The organism is Nocardia sp. NPDC004151 (assembly GCF_042874235.1).
In the GTDB taxonomy this organism is placed as follows: domain Bacteria; phylum Actinomycetota; class Actinomycetes; order Mycobacteriales; family Mycobacteriaceae; genus Nocardia.
In genome coordinates, this window is record NZ_JBIAMR010000006.1 from 213,146 (window position 1) to 229,410 (window position 16,265).

Annotated in this window: 11 protein-coding genes; 5 read left to right on the forward strand and 6 right to left on the reverse strand. The window is 69.5% G+C overall.

Annotated elements, in window-relative coordinates:
- Positions 1-15 precede the first annotated feature (15 nt).
- The 3 genes from ACFYTS_RS16455 to ACFYTS_RS16465 all read right to left on the reverse strand — a co-directional run bounded on the left by ACFYTS_RS16455 (position 16) and on the right by ACFYTS_RS16465 (position 4,260).
- A complete protein-coding gene (locus tag ACFYTS_RS16455; protein ID WP_387304938.1) occupies positions 16-2,778 on the reverse strand; it encodes an acyltransferase domain-containing protein in 2,763 nt (920 codons plus the stop codon).
- 184 nt (positions 2,779-2,962) lie between these two features.
- Entirely contained in the window at positions 2,963-3,130 is a 168-nt protein-coding gene (locus ACFYTS_RS16460) for a type II toxin-antitoxin system VapB family antitoxin (RefSeq protein WP_357098794.1), read from the reverse strand.
- Positions 3,131-3,285: 155 nt separating this feature from the next.
- A complete protein-coding gene (locus ACFYTS_RS16465; protein ID WP_387304941.1) occupies positions 3,286-4,260 on the reverse strand; it encodes an NAD(P)H-dependent flavin oxidoreductase in 975 nt (324 codons plus the stop codon).
- Positions 4,261-4,543: 283 nt separating this feature from the next.
- On the opposite strand from ACFYTS_RS16465, the gene fadD5 reads away from it, so the two are divergent.
- Positions 4,544-6,109: a fatty-acid--CoA ligase FadD5 gene (gene fadD5 / locus ACFYTS_RS16470; protein ID WP_387304944.1), complete on the forward strand. Its 1,566-nt coding sequence runs from the start codon at positions 4,544-4,546 to the stop codon at positions 6,107-6,109.
- A gap of 56 nt (positions 6,110-6,165) precedes the next feature.
- Here the strand turns inward: fadD5 and ACFYTS_RS16475 are convergent, their stop codons facing one another.
- Positions 6,166-8,607 (reverse strand): YbhN family protein, encoded by a 2,442-nt coding sequence (locus ACFYTS_RS16475; RefSeq protein WP_387304947.1) that lies wholly within the window; start codon positions 8,605-8,607, stop codon positions 6,166-6,168.
- 196 nt (positions 8,608-8,803) lie between these two features.
- On the opposite strand from ACFYTS_RS16475, the gene ACFYTS_RS16480 reads away from it, so the two are divergent.
- The 4 genes from ACFYTS_RS16480 to ACFYTS_RS16495 all read left to right on the forward strand — a co-directional run bounded on the left by ACFYTS_RS16480 (position 8,804) and on the right by ACFYTS_RS16495 (position 12,941).
- On the forward strand, positions 8,804-9,430 hold the full coding sequence (locus ACFYTS_RS16480) for a GDSL-type esterase/lipase family protein (RefSeq protein WP_387304950.1): 627 nt from the start codon (positions 8,804-8,806) through the stop codon (positions 9,428-9,430).
- A gap of 286 nt (positions 9,431-9,716) precedes the next feature.
- Positions 9,717-11,126 (forward strand): IS607 family element RNA-guided endonuclease TnpB, encoded by a 1,410-nt coding sequence (gene tnpB, locus ACFYTS_RS16485; protein WP_387304952.1) that lies wholly within the window; start codon positions 9,717-9,719, stop codon positions 11,124-11,126.
- A 66-nt stretch (positions 11,127-11,192) separates the two neighbouring features.
- Positions 11,193-12,113, forward strand: a complete 921-nt coding sequence (locus tag ACFYTS_RS16490; protein WP_379277052.1) for a LysR family transcriptional regulator — start codon at positions 11,193-11,195, stop codon at positions 12,111-12,113.
- Positions 12,114-12,296: 183 nt separating this feature from the next.
- Positions 12,297-12,941: a class I SAM-dependent methyltransferase gene (locus tag ACFYTS_RS16495; protein ID WP_357274691.1), complete on the forward strand. Its 645-nt coding sequence runs from the start codon at positions 12,297-12,299 to the stop codon at positions 12,939-12,941.
- 10 nt (positions 12,942-12,951) lie between these two features.
- Here the strand turns inward: ACFYTS_RS16495 and ACFYTS_RS16500 are convergent, their stop codons facing one another.
- On the reverse strand, positions 12,952-14,502 hold the full coding sequence (locus ACFYTS_RS16500) for a phytoene desaturase family protein (RefSeq protein WP_387304955.1): 1,551 nt from the start codon (positions 14,500-14,502) through the stop codon (positions 12,952-12,954).
- A 200-nt stretch (positions 14,503-14,702) separates the two neighbouring features.
- Complete coding sequence (locus ACFYTS_RS16505) at positions 14,703-16,238, reverse strand: FAD-binding protein (RefSeq protein WP_387304957.1); 1,536 nt, start codon at positions 16,236-16,238, stop codon at positions 14,703-14,705.
- Positions 16,239-16,265: the final 27 nt, after the last annotated feature.

Genomic DNA, 16,265 nt, shown 5'->3' on the forward strand with positions numbered 1-16,265 from the left:
GGCGCCGATCCTCGTTCAGGCTGCGGGCCCGACCTCCCACTCCACGCAGATGACCCGCCGATCCGCCTGCGCGTCCGCGAGTTCCCGCACCGCCTCCGGCCCGCCCGCGCCGGGCGCCGAGGTCAGCAGCACGGTGAAGTCCGTGGGATCGGCCGCGGTCAGCTCCAGCAGATTGGTCGCCGCCACCAGTCGCGTCGCGCCGGACGCGTGCACCACACCCCGTACCGCCGACCCGCATTCGCGTATGTCCTGCAGGGCTGTCGCGAGGTCGGCGCGATCGGCGCAGTCGCACCGCATCATGACGATCCGATCCTCCATGCCGGTCAATCGGGCGGGCAGCGGCCGCGGTGTGCGAGTCAACACCACCACGTCCCGCGCACCGGCCGCCAGCAGCCACCGCACCGCGGCTTCGCCCTGCGGCCCCAGCCCGCCCGCTACCACATATGTCCCCTCGGGACGGATCTCCACATCGGGGAACACCGGACCGGGCGGATGTCCGTCCGCGGCGAACCCGGGCCGCGGCCAACTGCCCGAATCACCGGAATCCGGTCGCCGCCACTGCCGTTGCGGCGGTGCGGTCGTGTGCGGACCCAGTGCGGTCCAATCCACGGTCCGCCCCTCCAGATACAACCGCGCGATCGTGCGCAACAGACTCCCCGCCTCGTCATCCGCCGCCAGCACGGGCCACGCGCCGTCCCGCAGCGCGATCCGCTCCCTCACCGCGGAGGTCAGCACCGAGGTGGGACCGACCTCGAGCACGGTCGAAAAGCCGTCCGCGACAACACCGTCCAACGCCGCCGCGAGCTCGACCGCCTGCGAGACGTTCGCGGTCCAATACTCGCCGTCCATCAGGGGCGAGCAATCCGGGCTGTCGGGGCGCAACACGGCGCCGCGTCGGGTGGTCGAATAGAGCGGCCACCACGGGTGCCGGGGCGCGAGATCAGCGAGCTCGCCGCGCAATTCGTGGGCGCGGCCGCGGACCATCGGCAGGTGTGGCGGCTCGTGGTCCGATCCGGCGGGTACCCGCTGTGCGAAGATGGCGCGCCGATGGGCTCGCCGGACCAGCGCATCGACATACCGTGGCTCACCTGACACGGTGATCGCCAGGCCGTCCACGGCTGCCACCGCGACCTCCGCGCTCATCGGCGTGACCAGCTGATTCACCTCGGCGGGGGTCGCTTCCAGCACCGCCGCGGTCCCGCCGCCACCGGCCCGGGCCACCAGCCGCGCTCGCGCCACCGCGACGCGCGCCCCGTCCTCGAGCGACAACGCGCCGCACCCGACCGCCGCCGCGACCTCGCCGGCACCGTGCCCGGCGACCCCGTCCGCGTGAATCCCCCACGACTCCAGTAATTCCGTCAGCGCGTACTGGAAGACGAACAGCGAAATCTGCCGGGCAACGATCCCATCGCGGCCATCCGGGATGCCCGTGACTCCCCCGTCGTGCCTACTGGAGTCTCGGAGATCGCCGTGGATCCCACTGCCGGTCTGGTTATCGGGAGGGGCACCCGCGCACGGTGTCTCGTCGAGCTCCGCAGCGTCTGCTCGGTCATCGCCGCGACTCGAGGCGGCGGTGGCCGTGGACGGCGGTGAATGGTCCGACGCCGGGTGCGGGGTCGAGGCCGACACCGCGACGTGCCCGTTCCGCCCGAATCCATAGCGCGGCGTCCATACTCGCGGGCCGCCCACCGCGACGACCACGTCGACAGCCCTGGTGAGGGCCGCGGCGAAGACCGGGTAGCGCGCGGCGAGGGCGCGTCCCATGCGCGGATGGTCTCCGGTCCCGGGGAACAGGAAAAGCACACCGCCGTTGGCACGTTCGCGGACCGGGGTGAAGACATCGGGCCCGGAGACCGTCACGAAGGGAGCGGCTGTCAGGGAGCCGGTGCCGGGCGTCGCCAGCGGTGCCCGTGCGTGATCCGTCGCGGTGCTCGCCTCGATCCGGCGGGCGAGCGCGCGCAACTGGGCGGCGGCCTCGATGCCGTCCCGTGCGAGAACGGCGGCGCGCGCCGGTTCGGGCACGAGTCTGGCCGTGGCGGCGGCGAATTCGCGCAGGGATCGGTACGAGCCGAGCGCGACGGCCCAGCGCAGGGCCAGGTGGCGGATGGTGACGGCGTCGGGTCCGGAGACCGGGATGAGGACGGGCGGTTCCTCGCCGCGGTCGGCGTCGGACGATCCGCCCCGGCGCGGATCGTCGAGGGCGATGTGCGCGTCCACACCGCGCGCCTCACGGAAACCGATTCCGGGGCCGCCGATTTCGGCGTACCGGCGGGTCCGGGTGCGCAACGCGTCGCCGGTGCGTTGCAGCACCAGGACGGTGCACACCCCGGCGCCACCGCCCGCGCGGTCGCCGCCCTCGAGTCCCGCGCCTCGTGGCAGCGGCAGGCGCAGGTCCGAGATGTCCGGGAGCAGCGTGAGATCCACGCCCCCGGCGAGGACGAACGGCACGGATTCGTCGGCCAGCAGCCGGACGCCCATGTCCACCGCCACCAGCGGTGAGGCCCGCTGGCTGTCCACGGTCAGGCTGGGCCCGCGCAGGTCGAGCGCCCGCGACAGGTGGTGTGCCGTGTTGGTGCCGCCGATCGTGCCGAACACGACCGCCGCCCGGGAACCGGTTGCCAGGCAACCCAATCCGGAGTCGTCGAGGGCTTCGACGGCCGCCTCGAGGGTGGTGCGCTGGCGCGGGGTCAGGCCGACGGCGGCGAGCCGGTCCAGCCCGAACCACGCGTGGTCGAAGTCGGTGCCGGTGGCCCGGCAACCGACACCGACGATCGACACCCTCGTCGCCGGGGTGGGATCGGTGGTCGCTCTCGTACTGTGGTGCACAGGAATGCCCTCCCGTGTCCGCGCGCTGTCGGCCGTCGAGGTACTCCGGCGATTCTGCCAAGATTTCCTCGCGGTCTGAAGACCTTTCGAGCAGGCACGGCCCCGCGACCGGCGCGAGGCTCACCGCCACCTGGGATTACGAGGCGGTGCGAGAGTGAAAGGGCTGGTCGAAATCCTCGGCCGTGGCGTGGGTACTGAAGAACCGCAGTGCTAGGTTCACCGCGTCCTGTTCGGTGTACACACCGGAGATGGCCATGGTCCGGCGCAGCGCGTCGTCGTCGAGATAGATTCGAGTGATTGCCATTTCAGGCACCTCCGCCGCATCCGTCGTTACTGAAAAGCATGACGGATCCAGCGTCCGGGGATACCCCGAATGACGAGAGCCCTCGGCACGAGTGCCAAGGGCTCTTGTCGTAATTGTCTGGGACGTACCGACTTTCGCCGGACATCCCGAAGGGCTCAGCCGAGCATGTCCGCCAGCCGCTGCCCGATCAGCGCCTCGGCCTCGGCGACCATGCGCGACACCAGCTCGCCGCAGGTCGGGATGTCGTCGATGAGGCCCTGCACCTGACCGGCCGACCAGATGCCGGCGTCCAGGTCGCCCTCCTCGAACACCCGGCGACCGCGGGCGCCCGCGACCAGGTCCCGGACGTCCTCGAACTTGCCGCCCGCCTTTTCGATCTCGACGACCTTGCGGCTGATCTCGTTGTCGGCCACCCGCGCGGTGTTGTGCATGGTGCGGAAGATGAGCTGGGTGGCCCGCTCGGAGTTGGCGACGATCTGCTCCTTGACCGTCTGGTGGATGGCCGACTCCTGGGTGCACATGAAGCGGGTGCCCATGTTCACGCCGTCCGCGCCCAGCGCCAGCGCCGCGACCAGGCCGCGGGCGTCGGCGATACCGCCGGAGGCGATGACCGGGATGTCGAGCGCCTGGGTGGCGGCCGGGATCAGGATCAGACCGGGCACGTCGTCCTCGCCGGGGTGGCCGGCGCATTCGAAGCCGTCGATGGACACGCCGTCGACGCCGATCTTCTGGGCCTTGAGCGCGTGCCGGACGCTGGTGCATTTATGCAGCACCTTGATCCCGGCGTCCTTGTAGTACGGCAGGAACGGCTCGGGGTTGGACCCGGCGGTCTCCACGATCTTCACGCCGGAGTCGATGATGGCCTGCGCGTACTCCTGGTACGGCGGCGGGTTGATCGACGGCAGGATGGTGACGTTCACGCCGAAGGGCTTGTCGGTCAGCTCCCGCGCGCGGTCGATCTCGCGGCGCAGGTCGTCGGGCGTGGGCTGGGTCAGCGCGGTGATGATGCCGAGGCCGCCCGCCTCGGAGACGGCCGCGGCGAGCTCGGCGCGGCCGACCCACATCATGCCGCCCTGCACGATCGGGTGCTCCACCCCGAAGGTCTCGGTGAATCTGGTCTTCAGTGCCATGGGCGCTGTCCTCTCCCTGCCTCTCGCAACTGCCCCGATACTCGCATAGTTGCATATGGGGCGACAACCCTGATGTGAGTCAGAGTTTGCATAAACGCAGTGCCGTCACCTGTGGGTCTGTGGATGGTTGCCTGCGGACAACAGGGTGGTGCACCCCCGAATACAGCCTCTGAACTGCTGTATGACTGGGTGAGAACGTATCGATTAATCCTTCTCTGTAACCCTTGTCACGTCAGAAAGTTAAGCGGTATTCTCACGGTCGATCAGCGTGAAAGGACACCGCATGACCTTCCAGCCGCTAGACGAGCCGATTCGATCGGTTCGCAACCACTGGGTGAACCAGATCGCCACGCACGCGGCCATGCGGCCCGGCCACGTGGCCTTCACGTTCAAGGGCGCGGAGACCACCTGGAAGCAGCTGCACGAGCGGTCGGAGAAGTTCGCCGACGCGCTGTCCCGTCGAGGGGTCGGGTTCGGCGATCGCGTGCTCATCCTGGCGCTGAACTACACCGAGTACATCGAGGCGGTCATGGGCATCAACGCCCTCGGCGCCATCGCGGTGCCGGTGAACTTCCGGCTCACCCCGCCCGAGGTCGCCTACATCGTGGCCGACTCCGGCGCGAAGGCGATCGTCACCGACTCGGTGCTGCAGCCGCTCGCGGTGGGCGTGGCCGGGCAGGCCGCGGAGCTGTCCACCGTGGTCGTGATCAACGGGCGGACCGGCGAGGGCGTGCTCGGCTACGACGAGCTGCTCGCCGAGCCGGGCGAACCCCATGCGCCGCTGGACATTCCGGAGGACACGCCCTGCCTGATCATGTACACCTCGGGCACCACCGGCAGCCCCAAGGGCGCGGTGCTCACCCACGCGAACATGAACGCGCAGGCGCTGACCTGTATCCGGGCCCTGGAGATCACCCCCGATTCGATCGGCTTCTGCACCTCCCCGCTGTTCCACATCGCCGGATTGGGTAGTCTCGCACCGTATTTCATGCTCGGCGGCACCACCGTGCTGCACCCGCTGGGCGCGTTCGACGCCACCGAATTCCTCGACGCCATCGAGGCCGAGCAGGCCACCACCGCGTTCTGCGTCCCGGCGCAGTGGCAGCTCATCTGCGAGGAACCCACCGTCAAGCAGCGCAAGCTGGCTCTGCGGGCGCTGTCGTGGGGCGCGGCCCCCGCCTCGGACACGGTGCTGCGGGCCATGGCCGACTGCTTCCCGGACGCCTTCAACGTGGCGGTCTTCGGTCAGACCGAGCTGTCGCCCATCACCTGTGTGCTCGAGGGCAAGGACGCGCTGCGCAAGCTCGGCTCGGTCGGCCTGCCCATCCCGACCCTGCAGGTCCGGGTCGTCGACGACGAGATGAACGATGTCGCCCAGGGTGAGATCGGCGAGATCGTCTACCGCGGACCGACTCTCATGCAGCGCTACTGGAACAAGCCCGAGGCCACCGCGGAGGCCTTTCACGGCGGCTGGTTCCACTCCGGTGACCTCGTGCGCCGCGACGAGGAGGGCTTCGTCTACGTGGTGGACCGCAAGAAGGACATGATCATCTCCGGCGGCGAGAACATCTACTGCGCCGAGGTCGAGAACGTGCTCTTCGCGCACCCCAAGATCCATGAGGCCGCCGTGGTCGGCCGCGCCCACGAGAAGTGGGGCGAGGTGCTGGTGGCGGTGGTCGCGCTGGCCGCGGGCATCGACGAGCTGACCCTCGAGGAGTTGGAGCCGTTCCTGAACGAGTCCCTGGCCCGCTACAAGCACCCCAAGCATCTGGTGGTGGTGCCCGAGCTGCCCCGCAATGCCAGCGGCAAGGTCGTGAAGGTCACACTGCGCGACCAGTATTCGGCCTGACCCGACAGCTGTGCTCTAGCCGCCCGCGCCCGTTGCTCCCGCACCGGGCGCGACTGTCAAATCATGTCCTTCGCGGTGAGCCAGCGCATGATCGGCCAGCCGCAGAACACCGGCAGCCAGCAGGTCAGCACGCGGTAGAGGAGCACGGCGGGGACCGCGATCCCCGCCGACACTCCGAACGCGGCCAGACCACCGATGAGCGCGGCCTCCACCGCGCCCACACCGCCGGGTGTCGGCGCGGCCGAGGCCAGCGTGCCGCCGATCATGGTGACGATGGTGACGGTCACGAAAGTCGTACTGCCGCCGAAGGCTTCGATACTGGCCCACAGCGCCAGCGCCATGCCGAGGGTGGTGGTGGCGCAGCCGCCCACGATCATGGCCAGCCGCCCCGGTCGCCGCGCCAGGTCCTTCAGCTGGCCGACCACGTCCGCCAGCTGCGGGCGCACCTCGTTGAGCAGCCACTTGCGCACCTTGGGGACGAACATGGTCACGCCCAGCAGGCCCAGCAGGGCGCCGGCCACGAGGTACAGCACGGTGGCGCTGGGCACGAAATGCGAGAGGTCGGTGGAGGTTCCGGCCAGCGCGCCGAAGATCAGCAGCAACACCACGTGGGTCACCACCTGAACGGTCTGCTGCAACGCGACCGCCGCGGTGGCCCGCACCGCGCCGAGCCCGCCCTTCTGCAGGAAGCGCACGCTCAACGCCAGACCGCCGACACCGGCCGGGGTGGTGGTCGCGGCGAAGGTGTTGGCGATCTGCATGAGCAGCAGGTTGCCGAACTTCACCGCCTCGGAGGCGCACGCCCACAACGCCATCGCCGCGCCCACGTAGGTCAGCGCGGACACGGTCAGGCCGAGCAGCGCCCACCCCCAGTTCAGGTTGCCCAGTTCGGAGGCGAAGGTCGGCACCGCGCTGATGTACGGGTAGGCCACGTACACCAGGCCGATCAGCAGGACCAGCTGGATGATCTGGTTGCGCGAGAAGCGGTTGATCTGCGCGGCCTCGATCTTGTCCTGCCCGGTCTGCGCGGCCACTTCCTCGCGGATGGACTTCATCAGCTCGCCGGCGTCGGGCACCGCCTGGCGGACGTGAGTGGGCATGGCGGTCTTGGTGAGTCGCGCCGAGGCGTCGAGCACGGCCTGCTTGTCCAGCACCTCGAGCGCGGTCCGCACCGCCGGGCCGGTGCCGAACAACGCGGACGAGCCGAGCAGCAGCTGGGCCACGTCGGAGTCGAAACGCACCTGGTAGGCGCCGAATTCCGATTGCACGAAGCCGCCGAACAGCACGGCGTCGTCGAGGATGCGGATCTCGTCGGTGCGCAGGTCCCCGTGCGACATCTGGGCCTGGTGCATGCGGTGCAGCGCCTGCCACACCCGGGTCAGCGCCGGTTCCCCGTCGGCGGCCGCGAGCGGACGGCCCTGGGGCACGGTGTGCGCGTACAGCGTCCAGCCGCGGTCCAGCGCCGCGACGGTGAGCGGTTTGTAGCTGGCCAGGCCCAGATCCGCGATGGCGAAACCCATCAGCGCCTTGTGCTCGACCGCGCGGCGCATGGACGCGAACGGGGCCGGATACTCGCCGCTGCGAATGGTCAGCCAGCGCCGCAGCTGCTGCAGCATTCCCCGGCTGCGCTGGTTCGCGCCGTACAGCTCGATGATCAATTCATCGTCCGGCGAATGGGATTCGCCGGTCTCGGCCGTACCGGACGGACCGTTGGGCGAGGCGCTGAGCTCGGGCTGCGGCGTCGTCGAGGCCGACAGCACCAGCGGCCCGCGGGCGGCCGGGCGCAGCACCGTGAACGCGGTGACGCGGAAGCCGCGCTGGGCCAGCACCCGCACCGTCGCGGCCAGCGGCACCTCCAGCGCGGGGGTGCCGACCACCAGCACGATCACCGCGCCCACCAGCCAGCCCACCACCAGACCCAGAGCCGCGCGGGCGGGCACCACCAGCGAGACGAACAGGTGGATCGGCACGAACGCCAGCAGCAGCGTCCACCACCAGCGCCGGGCCCGGGCGGGCAGCCACGGGCTGGCCACGGTGAGCGTCGCGGCCAGCATGGCGATCCAGCGCGGGTCGTCGAGGAACTGCGACAGGAAGGTGTTGACCTGGTCGGGTTCGGACAGATGCCAGCGGGGCGCGGAGAACCCGCTGTCCGTGATGGAGAACAGCGCCACCGCGATCAGGCCCGCGGAGATGAAACCCGCCAGCAGCTTCCACTGCCGGCGCAGCACCAGCCGCACCAGGATGGCGAAGGGCAGCACCAGCACGGCGATGCCGTAGACGATGTAGACCAGGTTGGACTGTTCCGGGGTCAGGAAACCCACGATGGTGGATACCGACCGCTCCAAATCCTCCCACTGCGGCCTGGTGATCAACGATCCCGCGATGACCACGGCCACCGACAGCGCGGACAGCACGACGCGCAGAATGTCACTGGTCCGGCGGATCCGCGGCTGCAGCAGGCTGCCGGAGACGGGAATCTCCCGCCCGTCGACTCGCATGTCCTATTCGCGCTTTCGGATCGTGGGAACGGCTGTGGTCCCAGGGTCGGCTGACGCCGCTAACCGTAACCCGTGCGCCGGACACTGCCCGACAAGCCTGGCCCGAAGCGTCCGCCGCGCCCGGTTCCGGGTATCGGTTTTTCCGGCTTGTCCCGAGCATCGGGCGGCGGTTCGACCGGCGTGCGAGGATCTGCCCGTGGTGCTCGATCTGCGTGTCTGCTTTCTGGGGGAGTCGTTCGTCGCCGGGGTCGGTGATCAGAAATGCCTGGGGTGGGCGGGGCGGCTGGCGGCCCGCGCCGCCGCGGCCCGGCAGCCCCTGACCTATTACAACCTGGGGATCCGTCGGGAGAACAGCACCGAGCTACGGGGGCGGTGGGAGGCCGAATGCGCGCCCCGGCTGCCCGCGGGCGCGGACTGCCGGGTGGTGATCTCCACCGGCGTCAACGACACCCAGTTCGAGAACGGGCGTCCCCGAGTCGATTCCGCGGAGTCGGTGCGCAATCTGGCCGAGATCCTGCGCCGGGCGCGGGAAAAGGGTTGGCAGGCAATGGTGGTCGCGCCGCCCCCGAATGTCGACGATGAGCACAATGCCCGGCTGCTGGACCTCGACGTCCGCTACGCCGAGCTGTGCGAGGAGGCGCAGGCGCCCTACCTGCGGGCCCATCAGCCCTTACGTGAGAACCAGATCTGGATGCGCGACATCGCCGCCGGTGACGGCTACCACCCGAGCGCGACCGGATACGAGGAGTTCGCCGCCCTGCTCGCCCCTCACTGGCTGCTCTGGCTCGCCGATCCGGGGTCGGAACTGCCTGTCGTGCGCTGATTCTCGCCGGGGCCCAGCCATTGGTCCACGAATCGCCGGACGCGACCACCGTCACTCCCCGCGCGCCGCCCCTCCCGACCCGGAACCGCCGGTAGCATGCCGCCCGAATCCCATCCTCCAAGCCAGGGGATAGTCAAACTGTTGGGTGGTTTGTGACGTTTCGTGCCGTTGCGCGTTGCGCGTTGCGGTGGGACGGTCGGGCTTCGGTGCGGTGGCTGTAATTCGATTGGCGTGTCTTCGGTTTCGATGTTGTCGTGTCTGGTCCGGCTTCTCTAATGTCGAACAGGTGAGCGAACCATCGTCGTCGAACGATCGCCCCGGAGAGGCTGGGGTGAGGCAGATTCAGGCGTACCGGTTCGCGTTGGAACCGACTCACGACCAGGCACAAGCCTTGCGTTCCCATTGCGGGGCAACCCGGTTCGCTTACAACTGGGGCCGCCGCAAGGTCCTCGCCAACTGGGCGCAGCGGCAGGCCGAAGCCACCTACGGCATCCCCGACGAAGACCTGACACCGTGGGTCAACCAATCCGCGTACAGTCTCCGCAAAGCCTGGAACGCCGAGAAAGATACGGTCGCGCCGTGGTGGGTGGAGAACAGTAAAGAGGCGTACTCGTGCGGGCTTGCGCGCGTTGCTGATGCGTTCGCCAACCACTCGAAGTCCAAACGCGGCACCCGCACCGGCCCGAGGATGGGCGTCCCGGCCCGGAAGAAGAAGCACTCGCACCAGTCGTTCACCGTCACCACCGGTAGTTACGGTCTCGGCGACGGGTCGCGGCAGGTCAAGATTCCCCGTATCGGGGTCGTCCGGACCGGTGAATCGACGCGCAAGCTCGCCAGGCGGCTGCGCAACGGGACCGCGAAACTGGGCGGCATGACCCTGTCGTGGCGCGGTGGCCGCTGGTGGGTGTCGTTCACCGTCCGGGTCCAGCGCAACGATCCGAAACCCGCGCGGCCTGACGCCGGGGTTGGGTTGGATGTCGGCGTGAAGTCCCTGGCCGTCCTGTCCACGGGCGAGATTGTCCCGGACCCGAAGCATTACCAGAAGACCCAGCAGCGGCGTCGCCGGCTTGGGCGGGTGCGGTCTCGCCGCCGAGGCCCCGACCACAAGCACGGCGTGGGGCCGTCGCGGCGGTGGGAGAAGGCCAACGCCAATGCCAACCGCCTCGAGCATCGTGTGACCGCGATGCGCCGTGACGGGCTCCACAAGCTCACCACCCGCCTGACCCGCACCTACGGGACGATCGTGGTGGAGGACTTGAATGTTGCGGGGATGCTGCGCAATCGGTCCCTGGCCAAGGCGATCTGGTCGGCCGGGTTCTCCACACTGCGCCACCAGCTCGAATATAAGTCCCGCTGGTACGGCGGGCGGTTGGTGACCGCCGACCGCTGGTACCCCAGTTCCAAAACGTGCTCTTCCTGCAAGACAGTGAAAACCAAGCTGGCTTTGGGTGAGCGCGTATTCCGTTGTGATCATTGCGGTCTGGTGTTGGATCGTGATGTGAACGCTGCCCGTAATTTGGCGGCGTTGGTGTCCTCGGCGAGTTGCGTCGGGACGGTAAAGATGCCCGCTGGAAACCGTGTAAGACCCGGCTCGCAGGGCGGTGGTATCGCCACGGGAAGACCCGAAACTGCGGTTGCGGGCCAACCCTGCCGGAGCAATCTCGCAGGTCACGGAACTAGACAACACCTGCCGTGAACGGTATGCCTACCGGTTGCCTTGGTTCCTAACCTGGTGGCATTGCCCTGTTCCTAACCTGGTGGCATGGATATCGACACGCGACTACTGCGTTACTTCCTGGCAGTCGCGGATGCGGAGAACCTGCCGCGGGCGGCGCAGCGACTGCATGTCGCGCAACCCGCGCTGGCGACCCAGATCAAACAGCTCGAACAGCAGCTGGGTGTGGAGCTGTTCATCCGGTCCCGGGCGGGCTGGACCCTGACCGCGGCCGGCAAGGTGCTCGCCGAGCAGCTGCCCGCGCTGCTCGCGTCCTGGGACCGGATCCTGCGCGCCACCAAGAGCGACTCCAGCCGCGCCTCCCGGGTACTGCGGCTGGGCTGCGTGAACAGCGCGGCCGACGGCCACATCCCGGAAATCATCCGGGTCTTCCATCGGCTGCACCCGGACTGGCAGGTCGATCTGCACCAGGGCGGCTGGACCGACCCGACCGCCGGACTCGACGAGGGCGATGTGGATGTCGCCCTGCTGCGCTTGCCCTTTCCCGGTCAGGACGAATACCACCTGCGAGAACTGTTCGCCGAACCGCGCTGGATCGCGCTGCCCGAGGACCATCCGCTCGCGGACCGCCACGACATCGCGTTCCGGGAACTGTGGGACGAGCCCTACGTCGCCTCGCCCGCCGAAACCGGTTGGTGGCGAGACTATTGGATGGGCCTGGACTCGCGGCCCGCGGACACCGCCATCATCGGCGCCATCGCCCGCAATACCGACGAATGGCTGCGCGCCATCGCCAACGGCTTCGGGGTGAGCTTCACCCCCGCCTCCACCTCCCGCACCGAATTCCCGGGCGTGGTGTTCCGGCCCGTGCACGGCATCGGCCCCACCCGGGTCGCGGTGGTGTGGCCCGACGCCTCCGAGGCCGATCCGGTGGTGCGCTACTTCATTCGCTGCTGCTCCGACATCATGGGCGGCCAGCACGGCGCGGACGGCCGCCGCACGTCCTAGCCCCCGGGCAGCCGCCGGTCGGACATGATGGGGGCATGAGCGGTCAAGCGCGGAGGCGGCAGCGCAGCGTAACCACGCAGCGCTCCGCTCATGCTCGAAAGGACGCAGCATGAGCGGTCAAGCGCGGAGGCGGCAGCGCAGCGTAACCACGCAGCGCTCCGCTCATGCTCGAAAGGACACAGCATGAGCGACCAGCACGAACACTGGCAGCGCACCTACCGCACGCATCCGGGCATGTACGGCGAGCAGCCCTCGGAGGCCGCGGTGTACGCGGCCGACCTGTTCCGCGAGCAGGGCGCCGTCGAGGTGCTGGAACTGGGCGCGGGCCACGGCCGCGACGCGATCTATCTGGCGCGCCGCGGTTTTCGGGTCACGGCCACCGATTTCAGCGCCGTCGGGCTGGCCCAGTTGCGGGAGTGGTCGGACGCGGCCGGGCTGAGCGCGCGGGTGACCACCCTGGAACACGATGTCCGCCAGCCGATTCCGCTGCCGTACCGCAGCGTGGACGCGGTCTACGCGCACATGCTGCTGTGCATGAACCTCAGCACCCAGGAACTGCGGGACCTGGTCGCGGAGATCCGCCGGGTGCTCAAGCCCGGCGGGGCGTTCGTCTACACCGTCCGCAATACCGACGACGCGCACTTCGGCACCGGTAAGGCGCTGGGCGACGACATCTACGAGCACGGCGGGTTCGCGGTGCACTTCTTCTCCGAGGCGCTGGTGGACAGCCTGGCCGCGGGCTGGGAACTGCGCGACCGGCACGCGTTCGAGGAGGGCGAGCTGCCGCGGCGGCTGTGGCGGGTCACCCAGCTGCTGCCCTCGCGGTGACGGGACCCGCTCAGTCCTGTTCCAGGACCGCCATGGCGGCATTGTGCCCGCCGATGCCGCTGACCCCGCCGCCGCGCACCGCGCCGGCCCCGCACAGCAGGACATTGCGATGCCCGGTCGCGACGCCCCAACGCTCCGCCGGGCTGTCGGCGGAGCCGGTGCGATAGGGAAAAGTCAAGTCCGCGTGGAAGATATGTCCGCCGGGCAGGCCCACCTCGCGTTCGAGTTCGACCGGGGTGCGGGCCTCGATGCACGGATTGCCCTCACCATCCAATGCCAGGCAGTCACCGATGGGTTCGGCCAGCACCGAATCCAGCTGCGCCAGAGTGGCGTCCACCAAGCGCCGCTTCGCGCCGCGCGGATCATCGGCGAAAAGCCGTGCGGGCGTATGGAGTCCGAACAGGGTGAGGGTGTGGAAGCCGTTCTCGATCAGCTCCGGCGCGAGGATCGACGGGTCGGTGAGGGTGTGACAGTAGATCTCCGACGGCGGTGCCGAGGGCAGCCCGCCCGCCGCGGCCTCCCGATAGGCGCGGTCGAGCTGGGCCGCGGACTCGGAGACGTGGAAGGTCCCGGCGAAGGCGGTGCGCGGATCCACGCGTGGGTCACGGAGTTTCGGCAGCCGCCGCAGCAGCATATTGATCTTCAGCTGCGCGCCTTCGGGTTTGTCGGCCGACTCGCCCAGCAGGCCCGCCAGTGTGTACGGCGCGGCGTTCACCAGCACGTGCCGGGCGCCGGCCGTGCCCGTGCGATCGCCGTGGGTGAAGCGGACTTCCGCGGTGTCGCCGTCGGTGTCGATGCCGATGACGGTGCGGCCGGTCCGGATCTCCGCTCCTGCCCGGCGGGCCGCCGCCGCGAGCGCGTCGGTGAGCGCGCCCATGCCGCCGACCGGCACGTTCCAGTCGCCGGTGCCGCCGCCGATCACGTGATAGAGGAAGCAACGGTTCTGCAGCAGCGACGGATCGTGGGCGTGGGTGAAGGTGCCGATCAACGCGTCGGTGAGCACCACGCCGCGCACGGTGTCGTCGGTGAAGGCGGACTCCACCGATTCCCCCAGGGGCCGTTCGAAGATCGCCTCCCAGGCGGCGGAATCATCTACCGTGCGCTGCAATTCGGCGCGGGTGGGCAGCGGATGGGTGAGAGTCGGGAACACCCGCTCGGCCAGCCGCCCGGTCATGGCGTAGAACCGCTGCCACGCTTCGTAATCCCGCTCCGACCCAGTGACCTGCGCGAAACTCGCGCGGGTCGCCGCCTCGGAGCCGTTGTCCACCAGCAGCCCCGCATCGCCGATCGGCGTGTACGAGGAGATACGGCGCTTGCGGGTCTCGAAACTCAGATCCAGGTCTCGGACGATCCGTTCGGGCAGCAGGCTCACCAGATACGAGTACCGCGACAGCCGCGCGTCGAAGCCGGGGAACACCCGCTCGGAAACGGCCGCGCCGCCGGTATGGTCCGCGCGTTCCAGCACCAGCACCGACTTCCCGGCCCGGGCCAGGTAGGCGGCGGCCACCAACCCGTTGTGGCCGCCGCCGACCACGATCACGTCGTATCCCGCCTGCGTCATGCCTCCATCGCATCACACTGTGCTCGATTTGCCCCTCCGCTTCGCTCCGGGGCGGGTTCGCGGCGTGCTGGAGGTCTCGTTCTTCCCTCCCTCCCTCCCTCCGCTCCTCCGCTGCGCTCCCCCGCTCCACTCGGTCCAGAACGAGCGCTCCGCCACCCCGCGCTTGCGCCGCGAACCTCCGGGGTGTTCTCCGGGGTGTTCTAGCGGGAGCTCATGTCGAGCGCGGCGAGGTGGCTGAACAGCACCGACGCGCCGATCGGGTTGCCGCCACCTGGGTAGACGGTGCCGCTGACCGCGGCCATGGTGTTGCCCGCGGCGTACAGACCCGGGATGGGTTCGCCCGCCTCGTTCAGGACGCGGGCGGCGGTGTCGGTGCGCAGACCGCCCTTGGTGCCCAGGTCGGAGATGCCGAAGGCGGCCGCGTGGAACGGGCCCCGCACGATCGGGGCCAGCGGCGGTTCGCCATTGGAGAAGGCGCGGTCGTAGGCCTCGTCGCCGCGGCCGAAGTCCGGATCGACGCCCGCGGTCACGAATTCGTTGAAGCGGGCCACGGTGGCGATCAGCGCGTCGGCGGGCACGCCGATCTCCACGGCCAGACCCTCCAGCGTGTCGGCGGTCTTCCACAGGCCCGCCTCGATGAAGCGTTCCGCCTCGACCATCGGCACATTGCTGGCCTTGATCGGCGGCACCACGCCCTCGGCGTCGTCGTAGATCATCCAGAACGGGAGGGTCACCGAGCCGTCGTCGAGGTGCTCGATGATGTCGCGGCCGAGCCGGTCGTAGGGCGCGGACTCGTTGACGAACCGCTCACCGGCCTGGTTGACGAAGATGCCGCCGGTGAACCACAGCGCGAACGCCGCGCGCCCGTCGGGATGGATGAGGCCCGGCGACCACCACGCCTGATCCATCAGGTCGGTGTCCGCACCCGCCGCGATGCCCGCCACGTGCGCCTTGCCCTGATTGCCCCACGGCCCCATGGTGTCCCGGGCCACGCCCGGCACGCCGTAGCGCCGGCGCAACTCGTCGTTGCCCTCGAAACCACCGGCCGCCAGCAGCACGCCCTTGCGGGCCCGGATGGCGATGCGCTGACCGTCGCGCTCCACGATCGCACCGGTCACCGCGCCGTCCTCGGTCACCAGCTCGACCAGCGCGGTGTTCAGGTGCAGCGCCACGTTCGGGTACTTCGACAGGCCCAGCAGGAAGCGGCCGACCAGGGCGCGCCCACCGATCAGATAGTCCGGCTGCGGGTCGCCGTGCCGTTCGGTGGCCAGCGGTCCGCGCACGGACTCGCTCAGCTCACCCAGCTTGGCGGCCTTCAGCGGCGCGGGCACGATGTGCCGCTTGCCGTCCAGACGCGCCTTCGGGGCCTTGCCGAAGTAGTCCAGCCACGGGAACATCTGGAACGTGAACGCGTCGTCCTGCTCCAGGTACTCGATGACCTTCGCGCCATTGCGGATGTAGGTCTCCTGCAGGTCCGCCGGGGTGCGGTCGCCGACCACCGCGCGGAAGTAGGTGAGCGCGTCCTCGACGGTGTCGTCCACGCCCTCGCGCCGCAGCACCGGGTTGCAGGGGAACCAGACGCCGCCGCCACCGGAGAACGAGGTGGTGCCGCCGAACTTCTCGGTGGCCTCGACCACCGCCACGCTCAGCCCCTCGCGGGCGGCCGTATAGGCCCCGGCCAGGCCGCCGCCCGACCCTGCCACCAGGACATCGACTTCTTCGTTCCAGTCCGTCACCGTTTGCTCCCTGATCGACGCGGTCTC

Bases quoted from the DNA above. Each gene is read 5' to 3' on its own strand.
- ACFYTS_RS16465 (WP_387304941.1), bottom strand. From the start codon at position 4,260: ATGGCACTGAAGACCAGATTCACCGAGACCTTCGGGGTGGAGCACCCG.
- ACFYTS_RS16475 (WP_387304947.1), bottom strand. From the start codon at position 8,607: ATGCGAGTCGACGGGCGGGAGATTCCCGTCTCCGGCAGCCTGCTGCAG.
- ACFYTS_RS16490 (WP_379277052.1), top strand. From the start codon at position 11,193: ATGGATATCGACACGCGACTACTGCGTTACTTCCTGGCAGTCGCGGAT.
- ACFYTS_RS16495 (WP_357274691.1), top strand. From the start codon at position 12,297: ATGAGCGACCAGCACGAACACTGGCAGCGCACCTACCGCACGCATCCG.
- ACFYTS_RS16460 (WP_357098794.1), bottom strand. From the start codon at position 3,130: ATGGCAATCACTCGAATCTATCTCGACGACGACGCGCTGCGCCGGACC.
- fadD5 (WP_387304944.1), top strand. From the start codon at position 4,544: ATGACCTTCCAGCCGCTAGACGAGCCGATTCGATCGGTTCGCAACCAC.
- ACFYTS_RS16500 (WP_387304955.1), bottom strand. From the start codon at position 14,502: ATGACGCAGGCGGGATACGACGTGATCGTGGTCGGCGGCGGCCACAAC.